The organism is Streptomyces griseicoloratus (assembly GCF_014534645.1).
Lineage (GTDB): Bacteria > Actinomycetota > Actinomycetes > Streptomycetales > Streptomycetaceae > Streptomyces > Streptomyces griseicoloratus.
This window is the reverse complement of the sequence record NZ_JACVQF010000225.1, coordinates 1-18044: the sequence shown is the minus strand read 5'-3', so window position 1 is coordinate 18044 and position 18044 is coordinate 1. Positions and strand designations below refer to the sequence as shown.

At 72.5% G+C, this 18044-nt stretch carries 14 protein-coding genes; 9 read left to right on the top strand and 5 right to left on the bottom strand.

Features of this window, described 5'->3' with window-relative positions; all coding sequences use genetic code 11:
* The first annotated feature begins 4 nt into the window (after positions 1-4).
* Both H0H10_RS32470 and nuoN read left to right on the top strand, forming a co-directional pair.
* Positions 5-1576, top strand: a complete 1572-nt coding sequence (locus tag H0H10_RS32470) for an NADH-quinone oxidoreductase subunit M (protein ID WP_188184752.1) — start codon at positions 5-7, stop codon at positions 1574-1576.
* Complete coding sequence (gene nuoN / locus H0H10_RS32465) at positions 1573-3222, top strand: NADH-quinone oxidoreductase subunit NuoN (protein WP_188184751.1); 1650 nt, start codon at positions 1573-1575, stop codon at positions 3220-3222. Before H0H10_RS32470 ends, nuoN begins: the two co-directional genes overlap by 4 nt.
* Positions 3223-3292: 70 nt before the next feature.
* Here the strand turns inward: nuoN and H0H10_RS32460 are convergent, their stop codons facing one another.
* The gene (locus H0H10_RS32460) at positions 3293-3892 is read right to left on the bottom strand and encodes a Uma2 family endonuclease (RefSeq protein ID WP_188184828.1); all 600 of its coding nucleotides are present in this window, start codon (positions 3890-3892) and stop codon (positions 3293-3295) included.
* A 224-nt stretch (positions 3893-4116) separates the two neighbouring features.
* On the opposite strand from H0H10_RS32460, the gene recQ reads away from it, so the two are divergent.
* Positions 4117-6138, top strand: coding sequence for a DNA helicase RecQ (recQ, locus tag H0H10_RS32455; RefSeq protein ID WP_188184750.1), 2022 nt, complete (start codon positions 4117-4119; stop codon positions 6136-6138).
* A gap of 37 nt (positions 6139-6175) precedes the next feature.
* Here the strand turns inward: recQ and H0H10_RS32450 are convergent, their stop codons facing one another.
* Positions 6176-7114, bottom strand: coding sequence for a M56 family metallopeptidase (locus tag H0H10_RS32450; RefSeq protein ID WP_188184749.1), 939 nt, complete (start codon positions 7112-7114; stop codon positions 6176-6178).
* 220 nt (positions 7115-7334) lie between these two features.
* Positions 7335-8546 (bottom strand): fumarylacetoacetase, encoded by a 1212-nt coding sequence (gene fahA, locus H0H10_RS32445; protein WP_188184748.1) that lies wholly within the window; start codon positions 8544-8546, stop codon positions 7335-7337.
* A 408-nt stretch (positions 8547-8954) separates the two neighbouring features.
* Between fahA and H0H10_RS32440 the strand changes: the two genes are divergently transcribed.
* Together H0H10_RS32440 and H0H10_RS32435 are read left to right on the top strand one after the other, a co-directional pair.
* Complete coding sequence (locus H0H10_RS32440; protein WP_188184747.1) at positions 8955-10211, top strand: DegT/DnrJ/EryC1/StrS family aminotransferase; 1257 nt, start codon at positions 8955-8957, stop codon at positions 10209-10211.
* Positions 10204-12681 (top strand): lipopolysaccharide biosynthesis protein, encoded by a 2478-nt coding sequence (locus tag H0H10_RS32435; protein WP_188184746.1) that lies wholly within the window; start codon positions 10204-10206, stop codon positions 12679-12681. The genes H0H10_RS32440 and H0H10_RS32435 overlap by 8 nt, the downstream gene beginning before the upstream one ends.
* Before the next feature lie 387 nt (positions 12682-13068).
* On the opposite strand, the gene H0H10_RS32430 is transcribed toward H0H10_RS32435, so the two are convergent.
* Entirely contained in the window at positions 13069-13473 is a 405-nt protein-coding gene (locus H0H10_RS32430; protein WP_188184745.1) for a hypothetical protein, read from the bottom strand.
* A gap of 120 nt (positions 13474-13593) precedes the next feature.
* On the opposite strand from H0H10_RS32430, the gene H0H10_RS32425 reads away from it, so the two are divergent.
* The 3 genes from H0H10_RS32425 to H0H10_RS32415 are packed head-to-tail and all read left to right on the top strand — an operon-like array spanning position 13594 to position 17057.
* The gene (locus H0H10_RS32425) at positions 13594-15417 is read left to right on the top strand and encodes a glycosyltransferase (protein WP_188184744.1); all 1824 of its coding nucleotides are present in this window, start codon (positions 13594-13596) and stop codon (positions 15415-15417) included.
* A 21-nt stretch (positions 15418-15438) separates the two neighbouring features.
* Entirely contained in the window at positions 15439-15891 is a 453-nt protein-coding gene (locus H0H10_RS32420; protein WP_188184743.1) for a hypothetical protein, read from the top strand.
* Positions 15888-17057, top strand: a complete 1170-nt coding sequence (locus H0H10_RS32415) for a glycosyl hydrolase (RefSeq protein ID WP_188184742.1) — start codon at positions 15888-15890, stop codon at positions 17055-17057. Before H0H10_RS32420 ends, H0H10_RS32415 begins: the two co-directional genes overlap by 4 nt.
* A gap of 9 nt (positions 17058-17066) precedes the next feature.
* On the opposite strand, the gene H0H10_RS32410 is transcribed toward H0H10_RS32415, so the two are convergent.
* A complete protein-coding gene (locus H0H10_RS32410) occupies positions 17067-17822 on the bottom strand; it encodes a polysaccharide deacetylase family protein (RefSeq protein WP_188184741.1) in 756 nt (251 codons plus the stop codon).
* Positions 17823-17849: 27 nt separating this feature from the next.
* Here H0H10_RS32410 and H0H10_RS40290 point away from each other — a divergent pair.
* A partial coding sequence (locus tag H0H10_RS40290; protein WP_223180780.1) for a hypothetical protein occupies positions 17850-18044 on the top strand: 195 nt, incomplete at its 3' end.

Genomic DNA, 18044 nt, shown 5'->3' with positions numbered 1-18044 from the left:
ACCGATGTCCTTTCCCCTGCTGACAGCGACGGCGGTGCTCCCGGCCGTCGGGGCCATCGCCACGGCCGCCGTGCCGGCCGCGAAGCGCACCGTGGCCAAGTGGCTGGCGCTGCTGTTCTCGCTGGCGACGCTCGCGCTGGCGATCACGGTCCTGGTCCGCTTCGATCCCGACGGCGACCGCTACCAGCTCACCGAGTCCCACTCCTGGATCGCGGACTTCGGCGTCCGCTACGAGCTGGGCGTGGACGGCATCGCGGTGGCGCTGATCGCCCTGACCGCCGTACTGATCCCGTTCATCGTCCTCGCGGGCTGGCACGACGCCGACCCGCTGGAGACCGGCAGCAGCCGGTGGCGGCCGACGCAGGGCTTCTTCGCCCTGATCCTGGCCGTCGAGGCGATGGTGATCATCTCCTTCGAGGCCACCGACGTCTTCCTCTTCTACATCTTCTTCGAAGCCATGCTGATCCCGATGTACTTCCTCATCGGCGGCTTCGGGGACCGGGCCCACGAGCACGGCGAGAAGGCGGCCGCCACCCAGCGGTCCTACGCGGCGGTGAAGTTCCTCCTCTACAACCTGGCCGGCGGACTGATCATGCTGGCCGCGGTGATCGGGCTGTACGTGGTCGCCGGGAACTTCTCCCTCACCGAGATCGCCGAGGCCCGGGCGAGCGGCGAGCTGAACATGGCGACCAGCACCGAGCGGTGGCTGTTCCTCGGCTTCTTCTTCGCCTTCGCGGTGAAGGCGCCGCTGTGGCCGCTGCACACCTGGCTGCCCAACGCCATGCAGGAATCCACGGCGCCGGTCGCCGTGCTCATCACGGCGGTCGTCGACAAGGTGGGCACGTTCGCGATGCTCCGCTTCTGCCTCCAGCTGTTCCCGGAGGCGAGCAAGTGGGCGACGCCCGTCATCCTCGTCCTGGCGCTCATCAGCATCATCTACGGGGCGCTGCTCGCGGTCGGTCAGCGCGACATCAAGCGGCTGATCGCCTACGCGTCGATCTCCCACTTCGGCTTCATCATCATGGGCATCTTCGCGATGACCAGCCAGGGCCAGTCCGGCGCGACGCTGTACATGGTCAACCACGGGATCTCGACCGCCGCGCTGATGCTGGTGGCGGGCTTCCTGATCTCGCGGCGCGGTTCGCGGCTCATCGCCGACTACGGCGGTGTGCAGAAGGTCGCCCCGGTGCTCGCCGGCACCTTTCTGATCGGTGGTCTGGCGACCCTGTCCCTGCCGGGACTGGCTCCGTTCGTCAGTGAGTTCCTGGTCCTGGTCGGCACGTTCACGCGGTACCCGGTGATCGGCATCATCGCCACGTTCGGCATCGTCCTCGCCGCGCTCTACACCCTCGTCCTGTACCAGCGGACGATGACGGGTCCGGTGAAGCCGGAGGTGTCCGCGATGCCCGACCTGCGGGTGCGCGAGCTGGTGGTGGTCGCCCCGCTGGTGGTGTTGCTGATCTTCCTGGGCGTCTATCCGAAGCCCGTCACGGACATCGTCAACCCGGCGGTGAAGCAGACCATGTCCGACGTACAGAAGCAGGACCCCCGGCCCGAGGTGGAGGCGGCCAAGTGAGTGCAACAGCCGTCCACAGCCTGTGGACAACGGCGGCCGATCCGATCTCGAAGATCGACGCGCCGAAGATCGAGTACGGCCAGCTGGCGCCCACCCTGATCGTGGTCGGCGCGGCGATCGTCGGGGTGTTGATCGAGGCGTTCGTCCCGCGCAGGTCACGCTATTACGCGCAGACGTTCGTCTCCGTCGTCGCCCTCGTCGCCGCCTTCGCCGCGGTCGTCGCGCTGGCGGCCGACGGATACGGCACCACAAAGGCGGGCATCGCGGCCATGGGCGCCATCGCCGTCGACGGACCGGCCCTGTTCCTCCAGGGCACGATCCTGCTGGCGGCACTCGTCGGCCTGTTCACCTTCGCCGAGCGGCGGCTCGACCCCGCGGCGCACGGCAACCGGGTCGACTCCTTCGCCGCACAGGCCGCTTCCGTGCCGGGCAGCGAGAGCGAGCAGAAGGCGGTGAAGGCCGGGTTCACCACCACGGAGGTGTTCCCGCTGCTGCTCTTCGCGGTCGCCGGCATGCTGATCTTCCCGGCGGCCAACGACCTGCTGACGCTCTTCGTGGCGCTGGAGGTCTTCTCCCTCCCGCTGTACCTGCTGTGTGCGCTGGCCCGCCGCAAGCGGCTGATGTCGCAGGAGGCCGCGGTCAAGTACTTCCTGCTCGGTGCGTTCGCCTCCGCGTTCACGCTGTTCGGCATCGCCCTGCTGTACGGCTACGCGGGGTCGATGTCGTACGGCACGATCGCGCAGGTCGTCGACGGGACCGTCCAGAACGTCACTCCGGCGCTCGCCGACACCATGGGCAACGACGCGCTGCTGCTCGTCGGGGCCGCGCTGATCGTCATGGGCCTGCTGTTCAAGGTGGGCGCGGTGCCGTTCCACATGTGGACGCCGGACGTGTACCAGGGCGCCCCGACGCCGGTGACCGGGTTCATGGCGGCGGCGACCAAGGTCGCGGCCTTCGGCGCGCTGCTGCGGATCCTGTACGTGGTGCTGCCGGGCCTGCGCTGGGACTGGCGGCCGGTGATGTGGGGCGTGGCGATCGTCACCATGCTGGGCGGCGCGATCGTCGCGATCACGCAGACCGACATCAAGCGGCTGCTGGCGTACTCGTCGATCGCGCACGCGGGCTTCATCCTCGCGGGCGTCATCGCGACGTCGCCGGACGGCATCTCCTCCGTCCTCTTCTACCTGGCCGCGTACTCGTTCGTGACCATCGGGGCGTTCGCGGTGGTGACGCTGGTGCGCGACGCGGGGGGCGAGGCGACGCACCTGTCGAAGTGGGCCGGGCTCGGGCGCAGGTCGCCTCTGGTGGCGGCCGTGTTCGCGGTGTTCCTGCTGGCCTTCGCGGGCATTCCGCTGACCTCTGGTTTCGCCGGCAAGTTCGCCGTGTTCAAGGCGGCGGCGGAGGGCGGCGCGGCGCCGCTGGTCGTGATCGGTGTGATCTCGTCGGCGGTCGCGGCGTTCTTCTACATCCGCGTGATCGTGCTGATGTTCTTCAGCGAGCCGCGGCCCGAGGGGCCGACCGTCGCCGTTCCCTCACCGCTGACCATGACGGCGATCGGTATCGGCGTCGCGGTCACGGTGGTGCTCGGTGTGGCGCCGCAGTACTTCCTGGACCTCGCGGGGCAGGCGGGGGTGTTCGTGCGCTGACGATGCCCTCACCGGTACGGCGGCGGCCCGGCACCCTCGGGGGGTGCCGGGCCGCCGCCGTATGCCCGGCCTACTCGCCGCTGCGACGCGCCTTGATGGCGGTCAGGTCCAGGTCCATCGGGAAGGGGGCGCTGACCTTCATGCGCTCGCGGAAGATGCCCACGCTGGTGTAGGCGCCGGTGGTGGGCTCCAGCTCGAAGGCGTGGACGGCCGCGAGGCCCTTCTCGTTCTCCACCCGCCAGTAGTGGGCGATGCCGGCCCGGGCGTACTTCAGGGGCTTGGTCTCGCGGTCGCGGGAGACGGAGTCGGCGGAGACGACCTCGATGGCCAGGGTGACGGCCTCGGCGGGGTAGCGGGTCTGCTCCGGGTCGTCGACCACGTCGCCGCGTACGACGATCACGTCCGGTTCGGGCCGGTTCTGCCGGTCGATGTCGATCGTGAACTCACGGATGACCTCGAACTCCGCGGGCGCGAGGGACTGAAGCTGCCAATTGAAGTAGTCGACAGCGCGTGAGTGGAAAAGGGTCTGCGGACTCACGAAGACGAGACTCCCGTCGATCAGTTCCGTGTGCGGAGGCAGATTCGGAAGCCGATCCAGGTCGTCTGCGGTCCAGCCGCCCTCAGGGGGGATCGGCCAGGCGGGCGTTGACGCCTTCGGTGCGCCGCTCATCAGTGCTCCCATGGGACGGAGTCTCGCGGGTGCAAACAGACTATCCGCCGGAAACGGGCGGGTCTCCCGCGAACGTGTGAACGACATTCGTGTCCTTGACGCGGGGGACGGCAGGGCGCCTGTGGATAACTCCGGGGCTGTCGGTGCGGGCCCCTATCGTGGAGGCAGTGGTCGGGACAGGACGGACCAGGACGGGCGAGGCAGGACGTACGGGGGACGGGACGATGGGCGGGACGGGCGTGATCGGCGAGATGGCAGGGACGAAGGACACGGGCAGCACGGACGGCGGCACGGACAGTGAGGTGCTGGCCACGCTGCGCCGGGTCTTCGGGTTCGAGGCCTTCCGCGGCGAACAGGAAGCGGTCGTCGAGCACGTGGTGGCGGGCGGCGACGCCGTCGTGCTCATGCCGACCGGCGGCGGAAAGTCGCTGTGCTACCAGATCCCGGCCCTGGTCCGGCCCGGCACGGGCATCGTGATCTCACCGCTCATCGCACTGATGCAGGACCAGGTGGACGCGCTGCGGGCCCTCGGTGTGCGTGCGGGATTCATGAACTCCACGCAGGACTTCGACGAGCGGCGCGTGGTGGAGGCCGAGTTCCTCGCCGGCGAGCTGGACCTGCTGTACCTGGCGCCGGAGCGGCTGCGGCTGGAGACCACCCTCGACCTGCTCTCACGCGGCAAGATCTCGGTCTTCGCGATCGACGAGGCGCACTGCGTCTCCCAGTGGGGCCACGACTTCCGGCCCGACTACCTGGCCCTGTCGCTGCTCGGCGAGCGCTGGCCGGACGTGCCGCGGATCGCGCTCACGGCGACGGCCACGCACGCCACGCACCGGGAGATCACCGAGCGGCTGAACATGCCGACGGCTCGGCACTTCGTGGCCAGCTTCGACCGGCCCAACATCCAGTACCGGATCGTGCCGAAGACGGACCCCAAGAAGCAGCTGCTGAGCTTCCTGCGCGAGGAGCACGCGGGGGACGCGGGCATCGTCTACTGCCTCTCGCGCAACTCCGTCGAGAAGACCGCCGAGTTCCTGTCGCGCAACGGCATCGAGGCGGTGCCGTACCACGCGGGCCTGGACGCGGGCACCCGAGCGGCGCACCAGGCACGCTTCCTGCGGGAGGACGGCCTGGCGGTCGTGGCGACCATCGCCTTCGGCATGGGCATCGACAAGCCGGACGTGCGGTTCGTCGCCCACCTGGACCTGCCCAAGTCGGTCGAGGGCTACTACCAGGAGACCGGCCGCGCGGGCCGGGACGGGCTCCCCTCGACGGCCTGGATGGCGTACGGGCTCAACGACGTCATACAGCAGCGCAAGCTGATCCAGTCCGGCGAGGGGGACGAGGCGTTCCGCCGGCGGGCCCAGTCCCACCTGGACGCGATGCTCGCCCTGTGCGAGACGGCCCAGTGCCGCCGCGGCCAGCTCCTCGCCTACTTCGGGCAGGACGCGGACCCGGCGGGCTGTGGCAACTGCGACACCTGTCTCACCCCGCCGGAGACCTGGGACGGCACGATCGCGGCACAGAAGGTGCTGTCGACGGTGGTGCGGCTGAAGCGGGAGCGCGGGCAGAAGTTCGGTGCCGGGCAGATCATCGACATCCTGCTGGGGAAGCGCACCGCCAAGGTGATCCAGTTCGACCACGACCAGCTCTCCGTGTTCGGCATCGGCGAGGAGCTGACCGAGGGCGAGTGGCGGGGCGTCGCACGACAGCTGCTCGCCCAGGGCCTGCTCGCGGTCGAGGGGGAGTACGGCACGCTGGTGCTGACCGAGGCCAGCGGGTCGGTGCTGCGGCGCGAGCGGGAGGTGCCGCTGCGCAAGGAGCCCAAGAAGCCGGCCGCCGCGCGGACGACGGCAGACCGTGGGGACCGCAAGGCCAAGGCCGCAGCGGCCGAGCTGCCCGAGGAGCTGCTTCCCGCCTTCGAGGCGCTGCGCGCCTGGCGTGCGGAGCAGGCCCGCGAACAGGGCGTGCCCGCCTACGTCATCTTCCACGACGCCACGCTCCGGGAGATCGCCACCGCGTGGCCCACGTCGATCGGGCAGCTCGGCGGCATCAGCGGCGTCGGCGAGAAGAAGCTGGCGACATACGGGGAGGGCGTGCTGGCGGTGCTGGCCGGGCTGGGCGCACCGGCCGACGAGACAGCTCCGGCCCCCACCCCGACCACGGCCCCGGCACCGGTGAGCGGTGCCGGTCCGGACTCGGACGAGTGGCCCGAGACCGAGCCCGAGCCGGAGGACTGGATATAGGCGGCGCGTCAGCCGCAGGCACAGGGGCGCCGGCGGTTTACGAGAGGGCCGTCAGCCCCGGGGCGAACGTGATCAGCAGGGGCAGGAGCGGCACCAGGGCGGCCGTTGCCGTCGTCAGGGCCCTGTGGCGGCGGTCCAGGCGGGGCGGGGGCTCCAGGAGGCGGTCGACGCGTTCGCCGAGGAGGCGGTGGCTGGAGGCGCAGGACAGGACGCCGCGGTGCTGGTTCAGCTCGATCAGGGCCAGGGCGGTGGTCAGGTGGCCGCAGCGGCGGGAGGCGGTGTCGTCGGCGGCGAGTTCCACCAGGCGGTGGGTCTGGTCGCAGAAGTGGGCGAACAGCGGGATCCGCGGGAAGCCGGTGGCCAGCGCCGTGGACAGATGGAGCAGCCAGTCGTGTCGGGCCCGGGCGTGGCCGCGCTCGTGGGTGAGGACGGCGTCGAGCTGATGGTCCGTCAGGCGGTGCAGGGCGCCGGTGGTGACGATGAGCTGCGGGGGGCTGCCGGGCATCCACCAGGCGTCCGGATATTCGTCCTCCAGGACCAGCAGGGGGCCACGGTCCGCGCCGAGGCCGGCCGGCAGGTCGGGGGCGCGTTCGCGCAGGTGCGCGCGGGCCTGGGCACGGCGCCGGCGAGCCTCGACGAGCTCGCGGGCGAGCATGGCGGTCGTCCAGGCCGCGCCGCAGGCCAGCAGCAGCGTGACGGCGGCCGCCCAGGGCGGGCCCGAGGAGAGGTCGTAGGCGGCGGTCACCGCCGGCGGCGCAGGGGCGAAGAGCTGGGCGCGGACGGTGCCGAAGACGGCGGCGGCGCCTAGGACCAGGGCCGTCAGACAGCAGAGCAGGACGGTGGCGACCAGGCACTGCCACACCCACAGCGCGACCACGGGCTCCCGTTCGGGCCACGCGGACCGGGTCAGCGCGCGCGGCACCGGCACGGCGGCGGTCACGGCGACGACGAACAGCAGGAGCAGGCAGACGGTCATGCCACGGGCTCCGGATCCTGGTCGGAAGGGCGGCTCTGGTCGTGGTGGTGCTGGGTGGTGCGACGGTCGGTGGTGCGGGGGGCGGTGGTGATGCGGCTCCGGTCGTGCGGCGTCGTCCGGCAGGGTGAACATGCCACGCGCACACCGCCCGTCGCCAGTATGACGGCGACGGGCGGTGTGAGTCAGGTGCCGGAGGGCATCGGATCCCGGCGTGCGGAGGTCAGCCGGCGACCACGCGCCCGGTCACCTCGCCCAGCCCCACCCGGGTGCCGTCCGGCCCCGGCGCCCAGGCCGACAGGGTCACCACGTCCCCGTCCTCCAGGAACGTCCGCTTGCCGTCGGGGAGTTCCAGCGGGTCGCGCCCGTTCCAGGTCAGTTCCAGCAGGGAGCCGCGCTCCCTCTCGGCGGGTCCGCTCACCGTGCCCGAGCCGTACAGGTCGCCGGTGCGCAGCGAGGCGCCGTTGACGGTCATGTGGGCCAACTGCTGGGCGGCCGTCCAGTACATGGTGGAGAAGGGCGGCTCGGAGACCGTGTGGCCGTTGACGGCGACGGAGATCCGCAGGTCGTAGCCGCCGGGTTCCTCGTCGGCGTCGTCCAGGTACGGCAGCAGCTCGTGGGTCCGCTCCGGCGGCGCCACCCGCGCCTCCTCCAGGGCGTCCAGCGGCGTGATCCAGGCCGACACGGACGTGGCGAAGGACTTGCCGAGAAACGGGCCGAGGGGGACGTACTCCCAGGCCTGGACGTCCCGCGCGGACCAGTCGTTGAGCAGGCACAGCCCGAAGACGTGCTCGCGGAAGTCGCCGAGCGCGACCGGCTTGCCCTGCTCGGACGGCGTGCCCACCACGAAGCCGACCTCGGCCTCGATGTCGAGCTTCACGGACGGGCCGAACACGGGAGCGGGGTCGGACGGGGCCTTGCGCTGCCCGGACGGCCGTACGACGTCCGTGCCGGACACGACGACCGTGCCGGAGCGGCCGTGGTAGCCGATCGGGAGGTGCTTCCAGTTCGGGGTGAGGGAGTCCGCGGCGTCGGGGCGGAACATCCGGCCGACGTTCCGGGCGTGGTTCTCGGAGGCGTAGAAGTCGACGTAGTCCGCGACCTCGAAGGGCAGGTGCAGGGTCACCGACGACAGCGGGTGGAACAGGGGTTCGAGGGTCTCCCGGTGGGCCGGTACGGTCACCCAGGCCGTCAGCGCGCGCCGGACGTCCGACCAGGTGGTGCGGCCGGCCGCGAGCAGCGGGTTCAGCGTCGGACGCGCGAGCAGGGAGGCGTACGGCGATCCGAGCGCGTGGGCCGCAGCGCCGGCGTCCAGGACGTGGTCGCCGAGCCGGACGCCCACCGTCCGCTCCCGCGTGCCGGGGATCGAGAACACGCCGTACGGAAGGTTGTGCGGGCCGAAGGGATCGCCCTCGGGGACATCGAAGGGGGGCATCGGGTGCTGCCTCGCTTTCGTGCTCGCCGTGCGCCACGTGTTCCGTGGTCGGGCCACACGTTACGGGTGACGCGCCGGTCTTGGGCAGAGCGCGGGGAGGTGGCGGCGCGCCACGGGAGAGGTACGGGAGAGGTCCGTACGGGACGGGCCGGTGCGGGTTCGCGCGAACGGCGACCCGGAGCGGCAGGCGGCCCGGGCCGGTACCGGCGGAGAGAAAGTGACCGGTGGGGCGGCTCGCGGACCGCCCCGCGGGCGGCCCGGGGCGTGGCGCTCCGCTTCCGCTTGTGTACGGGAAGTTGTCCACAGGCCGGACCGCAATCTTGACGGAGCGGTGCGAACGGGGTGACTCTGGGCGGGTGCCGGAAGGTCTCGGGGAGGGGGCGTTCCCATGGCACACCAGGGGGGCGGATGGCCACAGGGGAGGCCGGTCCGGGTCCGGCGCGGTCTGTTTCGCAGCCGAGAGAGCGGCTCGAAGAGACCATGCGCAGCCGACTCGGCCGGGAATGCGTGTACGTACCGTCGTGCCGGTTCGGGCTCTACGCGGCACTGCGTCACTGGTGCCCGCCGGGCGGCCGGGTGCTCATGTCGCCGGTCAACGACGACGTCATCTTCTTCGTCGTGCTCGCGGCCGGACTGCGGCCCGTGCAGGCGCCGTTGAACCCGCTGGACGCGTCCATCGACGTCGACGCCGTGCCCGAGGAGGTGTGGGGCTCGCTGTCCGCGGTGCTGACGACCAACCTGTACGGCAACCCGGACCCGGCGCCCGGACTGCGCGCGCGCTGTGACGCGTCGGGCATCCCGCTCTTCGAGGACGCGGCGCACGCCATCGGCAGCGAGGTGGGCGGACGACCCGTCGGCGCCTGGGGCGACGCCTCCGTTTTCAGCCTGTCCAAGCACGTCGGTGCCCAGGCAGGAGGAATCCTCTCGATGGCCGACCCCGGCCTGCGGGAAGCGCTGGAGAAGGCCTGCGACGACCTGCTGCTGCCGCGCCGGACGACCGCCGAAGTCGCCTATGCCGTCCGGCCGTACGCGGAGGCCGCCGTGCGCGGGCTGCGGCTGCGCCGGGCCGCCTGGGCCGCGATGCGGCTGCTGGGCCTGATGGAGCGCGAGGAGATCCGGATGCCGCTGCGTCCCGAGGAGCTGGCCCGCGCGGTCGCCGCGGCCCCCGGCCTCGACGCGCACGATCCCTGGGTCCGCGTCGACATGCACGACTACCGCCTGCGCTCCGGCCGGTTCCGGCTCACCCGCATCGGCCGCAGGCTCGACCGGCTGGACGACGTGCTGGCCCGCTGCCGGGCGGGTACGGAGCTGCTGCTGTCGACGCGCTGGGCGGGTCCCGCCGGGCGGACCGGAGACGGTGTCCGGCCGTCGGGCAGAGCCCAGCCCCTGTTCCGGGTGCCGCTGCTCGTGGCGGACCGGGACGCGGCGATCGCGGCGCTGGCCCGCCGGGGCGTCGTCGTCGGCTACCTCTACGACCCGCCGCTCGACGACTACGCGGGCGCGGACTTCACCGACCCGTCCCCCTCGCCCGAGGGAGCGCGCTGGTTCGCGCGGCACGCGCTGCCCGTCGATCCGCTGCGCGCCCGGACGGTCGTCGAGGCGCTGGAGGAGTCCGGGGTGCGGCCGGCCGAGGCACCGGAAGGGCTGGGACCGTTCGGTGGCTGAGACCCGGGTGCACGAAGCCGCCGCGGCACCGGCGGACGGCGACTCGAAGCTGCCCGACAGCGGGCGAGGCGCCGACTCGCTGTTCAAGAACGCCTACTTCCTCATGCTCAGCACCGGCGTCTCCGCCGTGCTCGGGCTGGGCTTCTGGCTCGTGGCCGCCCGCTACTACTCGGAGGAGGCCGTCGGCCAGGGCTCCGCCGCGATCGCCGCGATGCGGCTGCTCGCCAGCATCACGGCGACCACGATGATCGGCGCCGTCGTCCGCTTCGTGCCGCGCGCCGGCCGTGCGACCGGGACGCTGGTGTGGCGCACGTACGCGGCCAGTTCGGTGATCGTCGCCCTCGCCGCCGTGGTCTTCCTGCTCACGCTCGACCTGTGGGGGGCGTCGTACGCGCCGCTCGGCACCCTGGAGGCGGGGACGCTGTTCGTCGCCGCCTGCGTGGCCTGGGCGCTGCTCACCCTCCAGGACGGGGTGCTGACCGGGCTGCGCAAGGCCGAGTGGGTGCCGGCCGGGAACGCCGTGTTCTCGGTCGGGAAGCTCATCCTGCTGGCCGTCTTCGCCTCCGCGCTGCCGGTGCTCGGCATCTTCGTGTCCTGGGCCGTGGCCATCGCCTTCTCCACGCTGCCGCTCGGCTGGCTGATCTTCCGCAGACTCATCCCGCGCCAGGCCGCCGCCGACCGTGACGTGGAGCCGCCCAGGTTCCGGGAGATGGGCCGCTTCCTGGCCGGTGACTCACTGGGCGCGCTGTTCAGCCTGGCGATGATCAACCTGCTGCCCGTGATGGTCGCGGTCCGCTTCACCGCCGCGGAGAACGGCTACTTCTACGTGGCCTACACCGTCGGCGGCACCATGGAGTTCATGGCCATCAACATGGCCTCCTCCCTCACCGCCCACGCCTCGCACGACCCCCGGCGCCTCGCCGACGGCGTCCGCGGGGCGCTGCGCCGCATGACGCTGCTGCTGGTGCCGGTCGTGCTGGTCCTGGTCGTCTTCGCCCCGCAGATCCTCGCGCCCTTCGACGCGGACTACGCCGAGCACGGCTCCACGGTGCTGCGGCTGCTGGCCATCGGGGCGCTGCCGAGGATCGTCGTCGAGCTGTACATCGGCGTACTGCGCGTACAGGGGCGTACCGGCGTGCTCGCCGCCGTGCAGGGCGCCATGTGCACCCTCGTACTGGGCAGCGCGGCCGTGCTCTTCACCCCGGCCGGGATCGCGGGAGCCGGCTGGGCGGTGCTGCTGAGCATGACGGTGGTCGCCGTCGGCTGCGTCCCCGGCCTGCGTGCCGCGCTGCGCGGCATCGACGCCTCGGGCGGCACCGTGCGGCCCGGCGACGACCGCGAACCGCGCCCCGGCAGCCCCGCGTACGGCACGCGCTGGGCACGCCTGAACGCCACCGCCGGGTACGGCACGAACTGGGCGCGCCGGGCGGCCTACGAGGAGCGCGACCAGTCCGACGAGGCGGCGCGGGAGGACACGGTCACCCTGTTCATCGGGCGTCCCGGGTACGAGCGGGAGGCCCTGGAGGCGGACGCCCTCGCGGTGATCGTGCGGCCTCAGCAGCCCGACTCCGGCGGGGAGGCGGGTGCGGGCACGGCCGCCGAGGACCGGGGCGGTCCGGGCGGTCCGGGCGGTCCGGGGGACTCCGGCGGCCCCGACGATCGGAAGCGGTCGGCGAGCGGAGCGGAGGCGGGGGAAGGGGCCGAGGCGAATGAGCGGGCCGCGCCGTACGACCGTGCCGGGCCGTACGGGCTCGGCGGGTGGTACGAGGGCGGCGAGTCGTACCGCCAGGACGGCGACGAGAGCGAAACCGCGGAGCGGCGGCTCAGGATCGCCCTGTGGGCGCTGCTCGGCGCCGCCACCGTGGCCTTCTGGGCGGCGTTGCGAGAACTGCCCTGGCTGAGCGGTGACCCGGGGACCGGGGCGGAGCTGACCGGGCGGGAACTGCTGGAGGGACTGCCCCTGACCGCGCTCCTCGCCGGGGCCGTACTGCTCGTGGTGTTCGTGGCCTCGGTGACCTTGTGCACCCGTCCCGACCCGTGGCTGCCGGGCGCCGCGCTGGGCGCCGCCGTACTCGCCCTGTACGCGGCACCCGTCGCCCTCGGCCGGGAACCGCAGCCGGTCGATGGGGCGTTGTACTCGGAGACGGCCGGTTTTCTCGCGGATGCGGTGGGGCTCGACGGGCCCGGGCCACTGCTGCGCTGGGCGCCGCTCGTCCTGCAGTTGCTGTGCCTCGTACCGCTGTGGCTGCTGCTCGCGCACCTGCGCGGACGGCTGCCGTGGTCCGGGCGCTGGGGGGTTCTGTATCTCGCCGCGGTGGGGGGCTGGGTCTGGCGGCAGGCGCTCGCGCAGGTCGCGCCGCCTCTCCTCCTGCTCCTCGTCCTCGTCGTCCTGCTCCTGTCACTGCGCCGCCCGGCATTCCCGACGGAGCCCCCGCACCGCACCAGATCGAACGACAGATCCAGGGACTGATCAAGCAGAGAGCCGAACCGCCAGGGGGGAATCGTCGTGCGTCCGCCAGCAACTCCACGGGAGAGATCCGCACCAGAGCCCGTGCCCGGGCAGGAAGCCCCGGACGCGCCGACCTCCGCCACGCCGGAAGCCCCGGCCGAGCCGGAAACGCCGGCACCCGGAGCCGGGGCAACCTCCGACACCCACGCGGGGAGTGAGCCGGGGGCCGGGGCCGGCCACGAGCAGGCGTCCCGGCGCGATTCGGGTCCGGGGCAGCAGCCGAGGTCCGACGACGATCCGGAGTCCAGGCACGAGTCCGGGCGTGGGCACGGATCTTCGGCCGGAGGCGAGTCCGAAGCCACGCACGAGCCTTCGGCCGGACGCGAATCCGAAGCCGCGCACCAGTCTTCAGCCGGACGCGAACCCGAAGAGGAAGCCCTGGCCGAGCGCGAGCCGGAGCGCGAGCACGAGCACGGTCCTGAGCCCGAGCCCGCCGCCGTGCGCGCCGGAGCCCGTCAGGAAGCGGCGGTCGTCGCCACCCGTCTCGACGGGCCACCCCGCGCTTCGCAGGAGTCCGCCACCAGGACCTCGGACGAGGCGTCCCCCCGCCCGTCGCGCGACGCTTCCGCCCGGCCCACCGGCGAGACGTCCGGCCGGCCTGCCGGTGACGTGCCCGTACACCCCGTCGGCGAGCCTTCCCTCCTGTCCCAGGAAGAGGAGTCGGTCCTGGTGCCCGCGCGGAAGCCGGCAGCGCGGCCCGGCGAGGAAGCGGCCGTCCGGCCCGGCCAGGACGTGACCGCCCGGAGTCCGCACCCGCCCCGCGCCTCCCGCACCCCGACCCCGCCCCGCGCCTCACACACCCCGACCCCGCCGGGCGCGTCGCGCAGCCGCCCCCCTACCCCGGAGTCACCCGGCTCCGCAGCCGAGCCGCCCGTGACCGATCTGTCCGACCTCTCCCCTGCCGCCTGGCCAGGGCGCGTCGCCGCGGCCTGGCCGGCCCTGCCCCTGCTCGCCGCACTCGCCCTGTGGGCCTACGCGATGCGGCACACCGACGTCTCGGCCCTCGACGACTACGGACTCGTCACCGCACTCCACCCCGCCTTCTGGGCCGGCCTGGTCGTGCTCACCGCCGGCTTCTGGTTCACGGTCCGCAACCCGCGGCGCGGCAACGGCTGGTCGCTGGCGTACGTCCTAGGACTGCTGGTGATGGAGCGCGCCACCCAGGCCGTGCTTTACCCGACCCCCCTGTACGCCTGGGCGTGGAAGCACGACGCGGTCATCGACCACCTGCTCACGTCCGGCGGACTCCAGACGGAGGACCAGCTCGGCGACATGGCCGTGTACGACCAGTGGCCCGGCTTCTTCGCCGCCCAGGCCGCGCTGGTGCGGCTGCTCGGCGTGGACAGCACCGCGATGTACATGGCGTGGTGGCCGCTGGTCTCCAGCCTGATGCTGCTGCTCCCGCTGCTGCTGATCTACCGCACCTTCACCCAGGACCGGCGACTGATCTGGACCGCCGTATGGCTGTTCTTCGTCGCCAACTGGGTGGGCCAGGACTACTTCTCGCCCCAGTCCGTCGCGTTCGCCCTGCACGTGGGCGTCCTGGCGGTCGTGCTGCGCCGGTACGGCCGTTCCGGTGGGCGGCGCGGACGGCAGGGGCAGGCCGTGTGGACGGTGCTGGTCACCGTGCTGGTCACCGCCATCGTCGTCTCGCACCAGCTGACGCCCGGCATGCTGGTCGTCTCGCTGCTCGCGCTGTGCCTCACGCGCCGCTACCGCGACTGGGTCCCGGTGGTCACGGCGGTCGTCATCTTCCTGGCCTGGTGCCTGACGGCCGCGCTGCCCTTCCTGTCCGCCGCCATGCCGGACATGATCCGCTCCATCGGCGACGTCGGCGCCAACGTCGAGACCGGCTACGGGGCCACCCCGACCGGCACCGGCGCGGTGGCGACCTCCTGGGCGGCCCGGCTGCTGTCGGGCTCGGTGCTGCTGCTGGCGCTGGTGGGCGTCCTGCGCCAGCGGGTGCTCAGACACCGGGCGCTGCCGCTGCTGCTGATCGCGGCGGCCCCGCTGCCGATGTTCGTGGCGAGCAGCTACGGCAGCGAGATGATCTTCCGGGTCCTGATGTTCATGCTGCCCGGCGCGGCCTTCTTCGCCGCGGCCGCGCTGCTGCCCAAGGTGCGCACGCTGGCCGCCGACGCCGCCGCGGCGGAGAGGGACGGGAGAGCGCGCGCCGGCACCGCCCGGCGCCGCGGCCTCCCCCTGCCCCGGCTGCGGTACGGGGCGTGGATGCCGCTGCTCGCGCTGGTCGCCGGCACGCTCGCGTTCGTGCCGAGCTACTCCGGCAAGGACCGCATCAACTACTTCCCGCAACGGGAAGTGGCCCTCGTCCGGCAGCTCTTCGACCAGGCGCCCGACGGCTCCCTCGTGGTCGCCGCGAACCGGAACTATCCGCTCGCCTACGACTCGTACTGGCGCGTCGACCACTACTGGTTCCTCGACGACGACCGGCGTCACGTCGACGAGATCGTGCGGAACCCCGCCACCACGCTCGCCCGCGACATGGCCGCCGTGGAGCGTCCGGCCCGGGCCTACTTCCTGCTCACCCAGGGCCAGGTGGCCAACTCGGAGATGAACGGCCAGCTCGACAAGGCCCAGCTGGACCGCATCCGGGAGTCCGTCGCCACATCGCCGCGCTTCGAGCGCGTGGCGGAGAACAGCGCCGGCGTGCTGTACGTCCTGAAGCCGGCGAGCTGAGAAGGGGAGCGAGTCACAGCCATGACACCTCAGGACCTCGTGATCCGCATGCTGCCCCCGTTCGGCGGCTGGCTCGCCCTGGCCGCGCTCGCCCTGCCCGGCGGTTCACCGCTGCGCGGGGCGGCGGTCGCCGTCTTCCTGGCCGCCGGGCCGGGCGCCGCCCTGGTCAGGATCTGCGGGCCCGCGCTGCGGGCGCGCCGCGCCGAAGGACCCGTCGAGCGCCGGGACGCGGACTTCGAGCGCCAGTCCGATCTGCTGGAGCGGCTGATGCTGGCCGTCTTCCTGAGCGTGAGCGCCGTGATGCTCGTCTCGACGGTGCTGATCGCCGCGCACGCCTTCAGCGGCGAGCGCGTGCTGCTGACGCTCACGCTGCTGACCACGCTCGCCGGGTTCTGCCCGCGCCTGCGCGCCTCCCCGACGCCGAGGACGGCGCCGGGGGCGGCGCCGAGGACACGGAAGGGTTCCACTCTGTGAGGTTCGCCCGCCCCGACCGCCGTAATCCGTTTCGCAGCGACTCTCTTCGCCGTCATCCGTTCCGCCGTACGTCCGCCGACTCCACGACCACCGGGCAGCACCGCAGGCCGAAGGCCCCGAGCCGGCGGCGCCGGCTGCTGGTCACGTCCGCCACGGCCACCTGCGCGGCCCTGCTCGCCATGCTCGCCCTGCGCGAGGCGTCCGGACCGGACGAACCGGCGGCCGACGCCGGATGCCGCCCGACCGCACTCCTCGAACCGCCCTGCGGCGCCTGGTTCGGCGCCTTCGTCCCGCACGACAAGGCGAACCTCGCCGAGAAGGTCCGGGCCTACGAGAAGAACGTGGGCCGCAGGCTCGACATCGTGTACACCTACCACGACATGTCCGCGGTCGAGGGCACCCGGCTGGAGGGCCAGCTGCTGACCGAGCAGGAACAGCGCGTCGGCGAGGACCGCATGCTGCTGCTGTCCTGGGAGAGCAAGTGGTGGGGCGGCACGAAGAAGCAGCAGCCCACCTGGAAGCAGATCGCCGACGGCGACCTGGACGCCTCCGTGATCGACGTCCAGGCGCAGCGCGTGAAGGAGTACGGGGAGCGCACCGGGAAGAAGGTGTTCCTCTCCTTCGACCTGGAGATGGACACCCGCACGCCCGACGCCGGCACGCCCGCCGAGTACGTCCGGGCCTACCGGCACATCCACGACCGGTTCCGCGAGCTGGGCGTGGACAACGTCGTGTGGACCTGGATCATCACCGGCTACCTGGACCATGCCGACCTGTTCAAGCAGATGTACCCGGGGGACGAGTACGTCGACTGGATCGGCTACAACCAGTACAACTACTACCGCTGCCACAAGACGGAATGGCTGTCCTTCGCCCAGACCCAGAACGCCACGCACGACTGGATCCGCACCCACCTCTCCGACGACAAGCCGCTGATGCTCTCGGAGTTCGGCAGCGCCTTCGACGCCGACCGGCCGGACCGGCAGGCCGACTGGTACGCGCAGGTGCCCCGGGTGCTGAAGGGACTGGAGGGGGTCAAGGCCGCCCTCCAGTGGAACTACCGCGACCCGGGGCCGCACTGCAATCTGGCGGTGGCCAACGACCGGGCGTGGGCCAGCCTGCGCAAGGTGGCCGCCGACCCCTACCTCAACCAGCCACTGAAGTGACCGCGCCGGTCAGCCCGCGAACTCGGGGCCCCGGACCAGGGCGCGGCCACGCCGGTACCACCGCCACGCCACGGTCTTCGGGCCGTCGCGGTAGGGGGCGATCCGGGCGCCCCGTCCCGCCAGCCACGCCCGGACGTCGGCGACCGTGTGACTCTGCCGCACGATGAGCCGGGCGATCCGGTACCGCTCGTCGCGGTCCGAGCTGAGCGCGTGCCGCACGGCGGTCGCCGTCTCGTACCCGGCGCGGGCCGACAGCGAGCGCACCTTGCCGCTGTTGTAGCCGTGCGGGTAGGCCAGGTGGCGGACCGGGTGGCCGAGGGCGTCCTCCAGGACGGCCTTGGAATCGCGCAGTTCGTGGGCCAGGTCCCTGGTGGACAGGGTGTCCAGCTGGGCGTGGGTGACGGTGTGGCTGCCGATCTCCATGCCGGCGCTCTCCAAGTCGGCCGCCCGGTCCAGGGTCATCATCGGGGCCGGTGGCAGCAGACTGCGGCCGCCCGGGGTGATGGCGCCGGTGGTGAGATAGGCGGTGGCCGGCATCGCCCGCTCGGCCAGGGTCTCGGCCGTGGGACCCGGAAGGTCGGCGAAGCCGTCGTCGAAGGTGAGCAGCACCGGCCTGGCCGGCAGGGGCGCCAGGCCCGCGAGGTGGTCGGCGAGGGCGCTGATCGTGACGGGCGTCAGACCGCTGTCGGCGATCGCGTCCAGATGCGCGGCGAACTCCTTGGGGGTGACGGTGAACTCGGCGATCCAGGAGGGCGGATCGTCCATGACGGCGTGATACAGAAAGACGGGAATGTGCCCACTCCCCGTCCCTGCCCCGCCCCGTACCTCGGCACCGCCCACCGCTGCTCCGCCCCGCGCCTCGGCACCGCCCACGGCTGCCCGGCCCCCGGCCTCGGTGCCGCCCGTCGCTGCCCGGCCTTTGGCCTCGGCGTTGCCCGTCGCTGCCCGGCCTCCGGCCTCAGCGCTGCCCGCCGCTGCTCCGCCCCG

Coding starts and splice junctions, on each gene's coding strand:
- H0H10_RS32420 (WP_188184743.1), top strand. CDS start 15,439: ATGACACCTCAGGACCTCGTGATCCGCATGCTGCCCCCGTTCGGCGGC.
- fahA (WP_188184748.1), bottom strand. CDS start 8,546: ATGCCCCCCTTCGATGTCCCCGAGGGCGATCCCTTCGGCCCGCACAAC.
- H0H10_RS32460 (WP_188184828.1), bottom strand. CDS start 3,892: ATGAGCGGCGCACCGAAGGCGTCAACGCCCGCCTGGCCGATCCCCCCT.
- recQ (WP_188184750.1), top strand. CDS start 4,117: ATGGGCGGGACGGGCGTGATCGGCGAGATGGCAGGGACGAAGGACACG.
- H0H10_RS32410 (WP_188184741.1), bottom strand. CDS start 17,822: ATGGACGATCCGCCCTCCTGGATCGCCGAGTTCACCGTCACCCCCAAG.
- H0H10_RS32470 (WP_188184752.1), top strand. CDS start 5: ATGTCCTTTCCCCTGCTGACAGCGACGGCGGTGCTCCCGGCCGTCGGG.
- H0H10_RS32440 (WP_188184747.1), top strand. CDS start 8,955: ATGGCCACAGGGGAGGCCGGTCCGGGTCCGGCGCGGTCTGTTTCGCAG.
- H0H10_RS32450 (WP_188184749.1), bottom strand. CDS start 7,114: ATGACCGTCTGCCTGCTCCTGCTGTTCGTCGTCGCCGTGACCGCCGCC.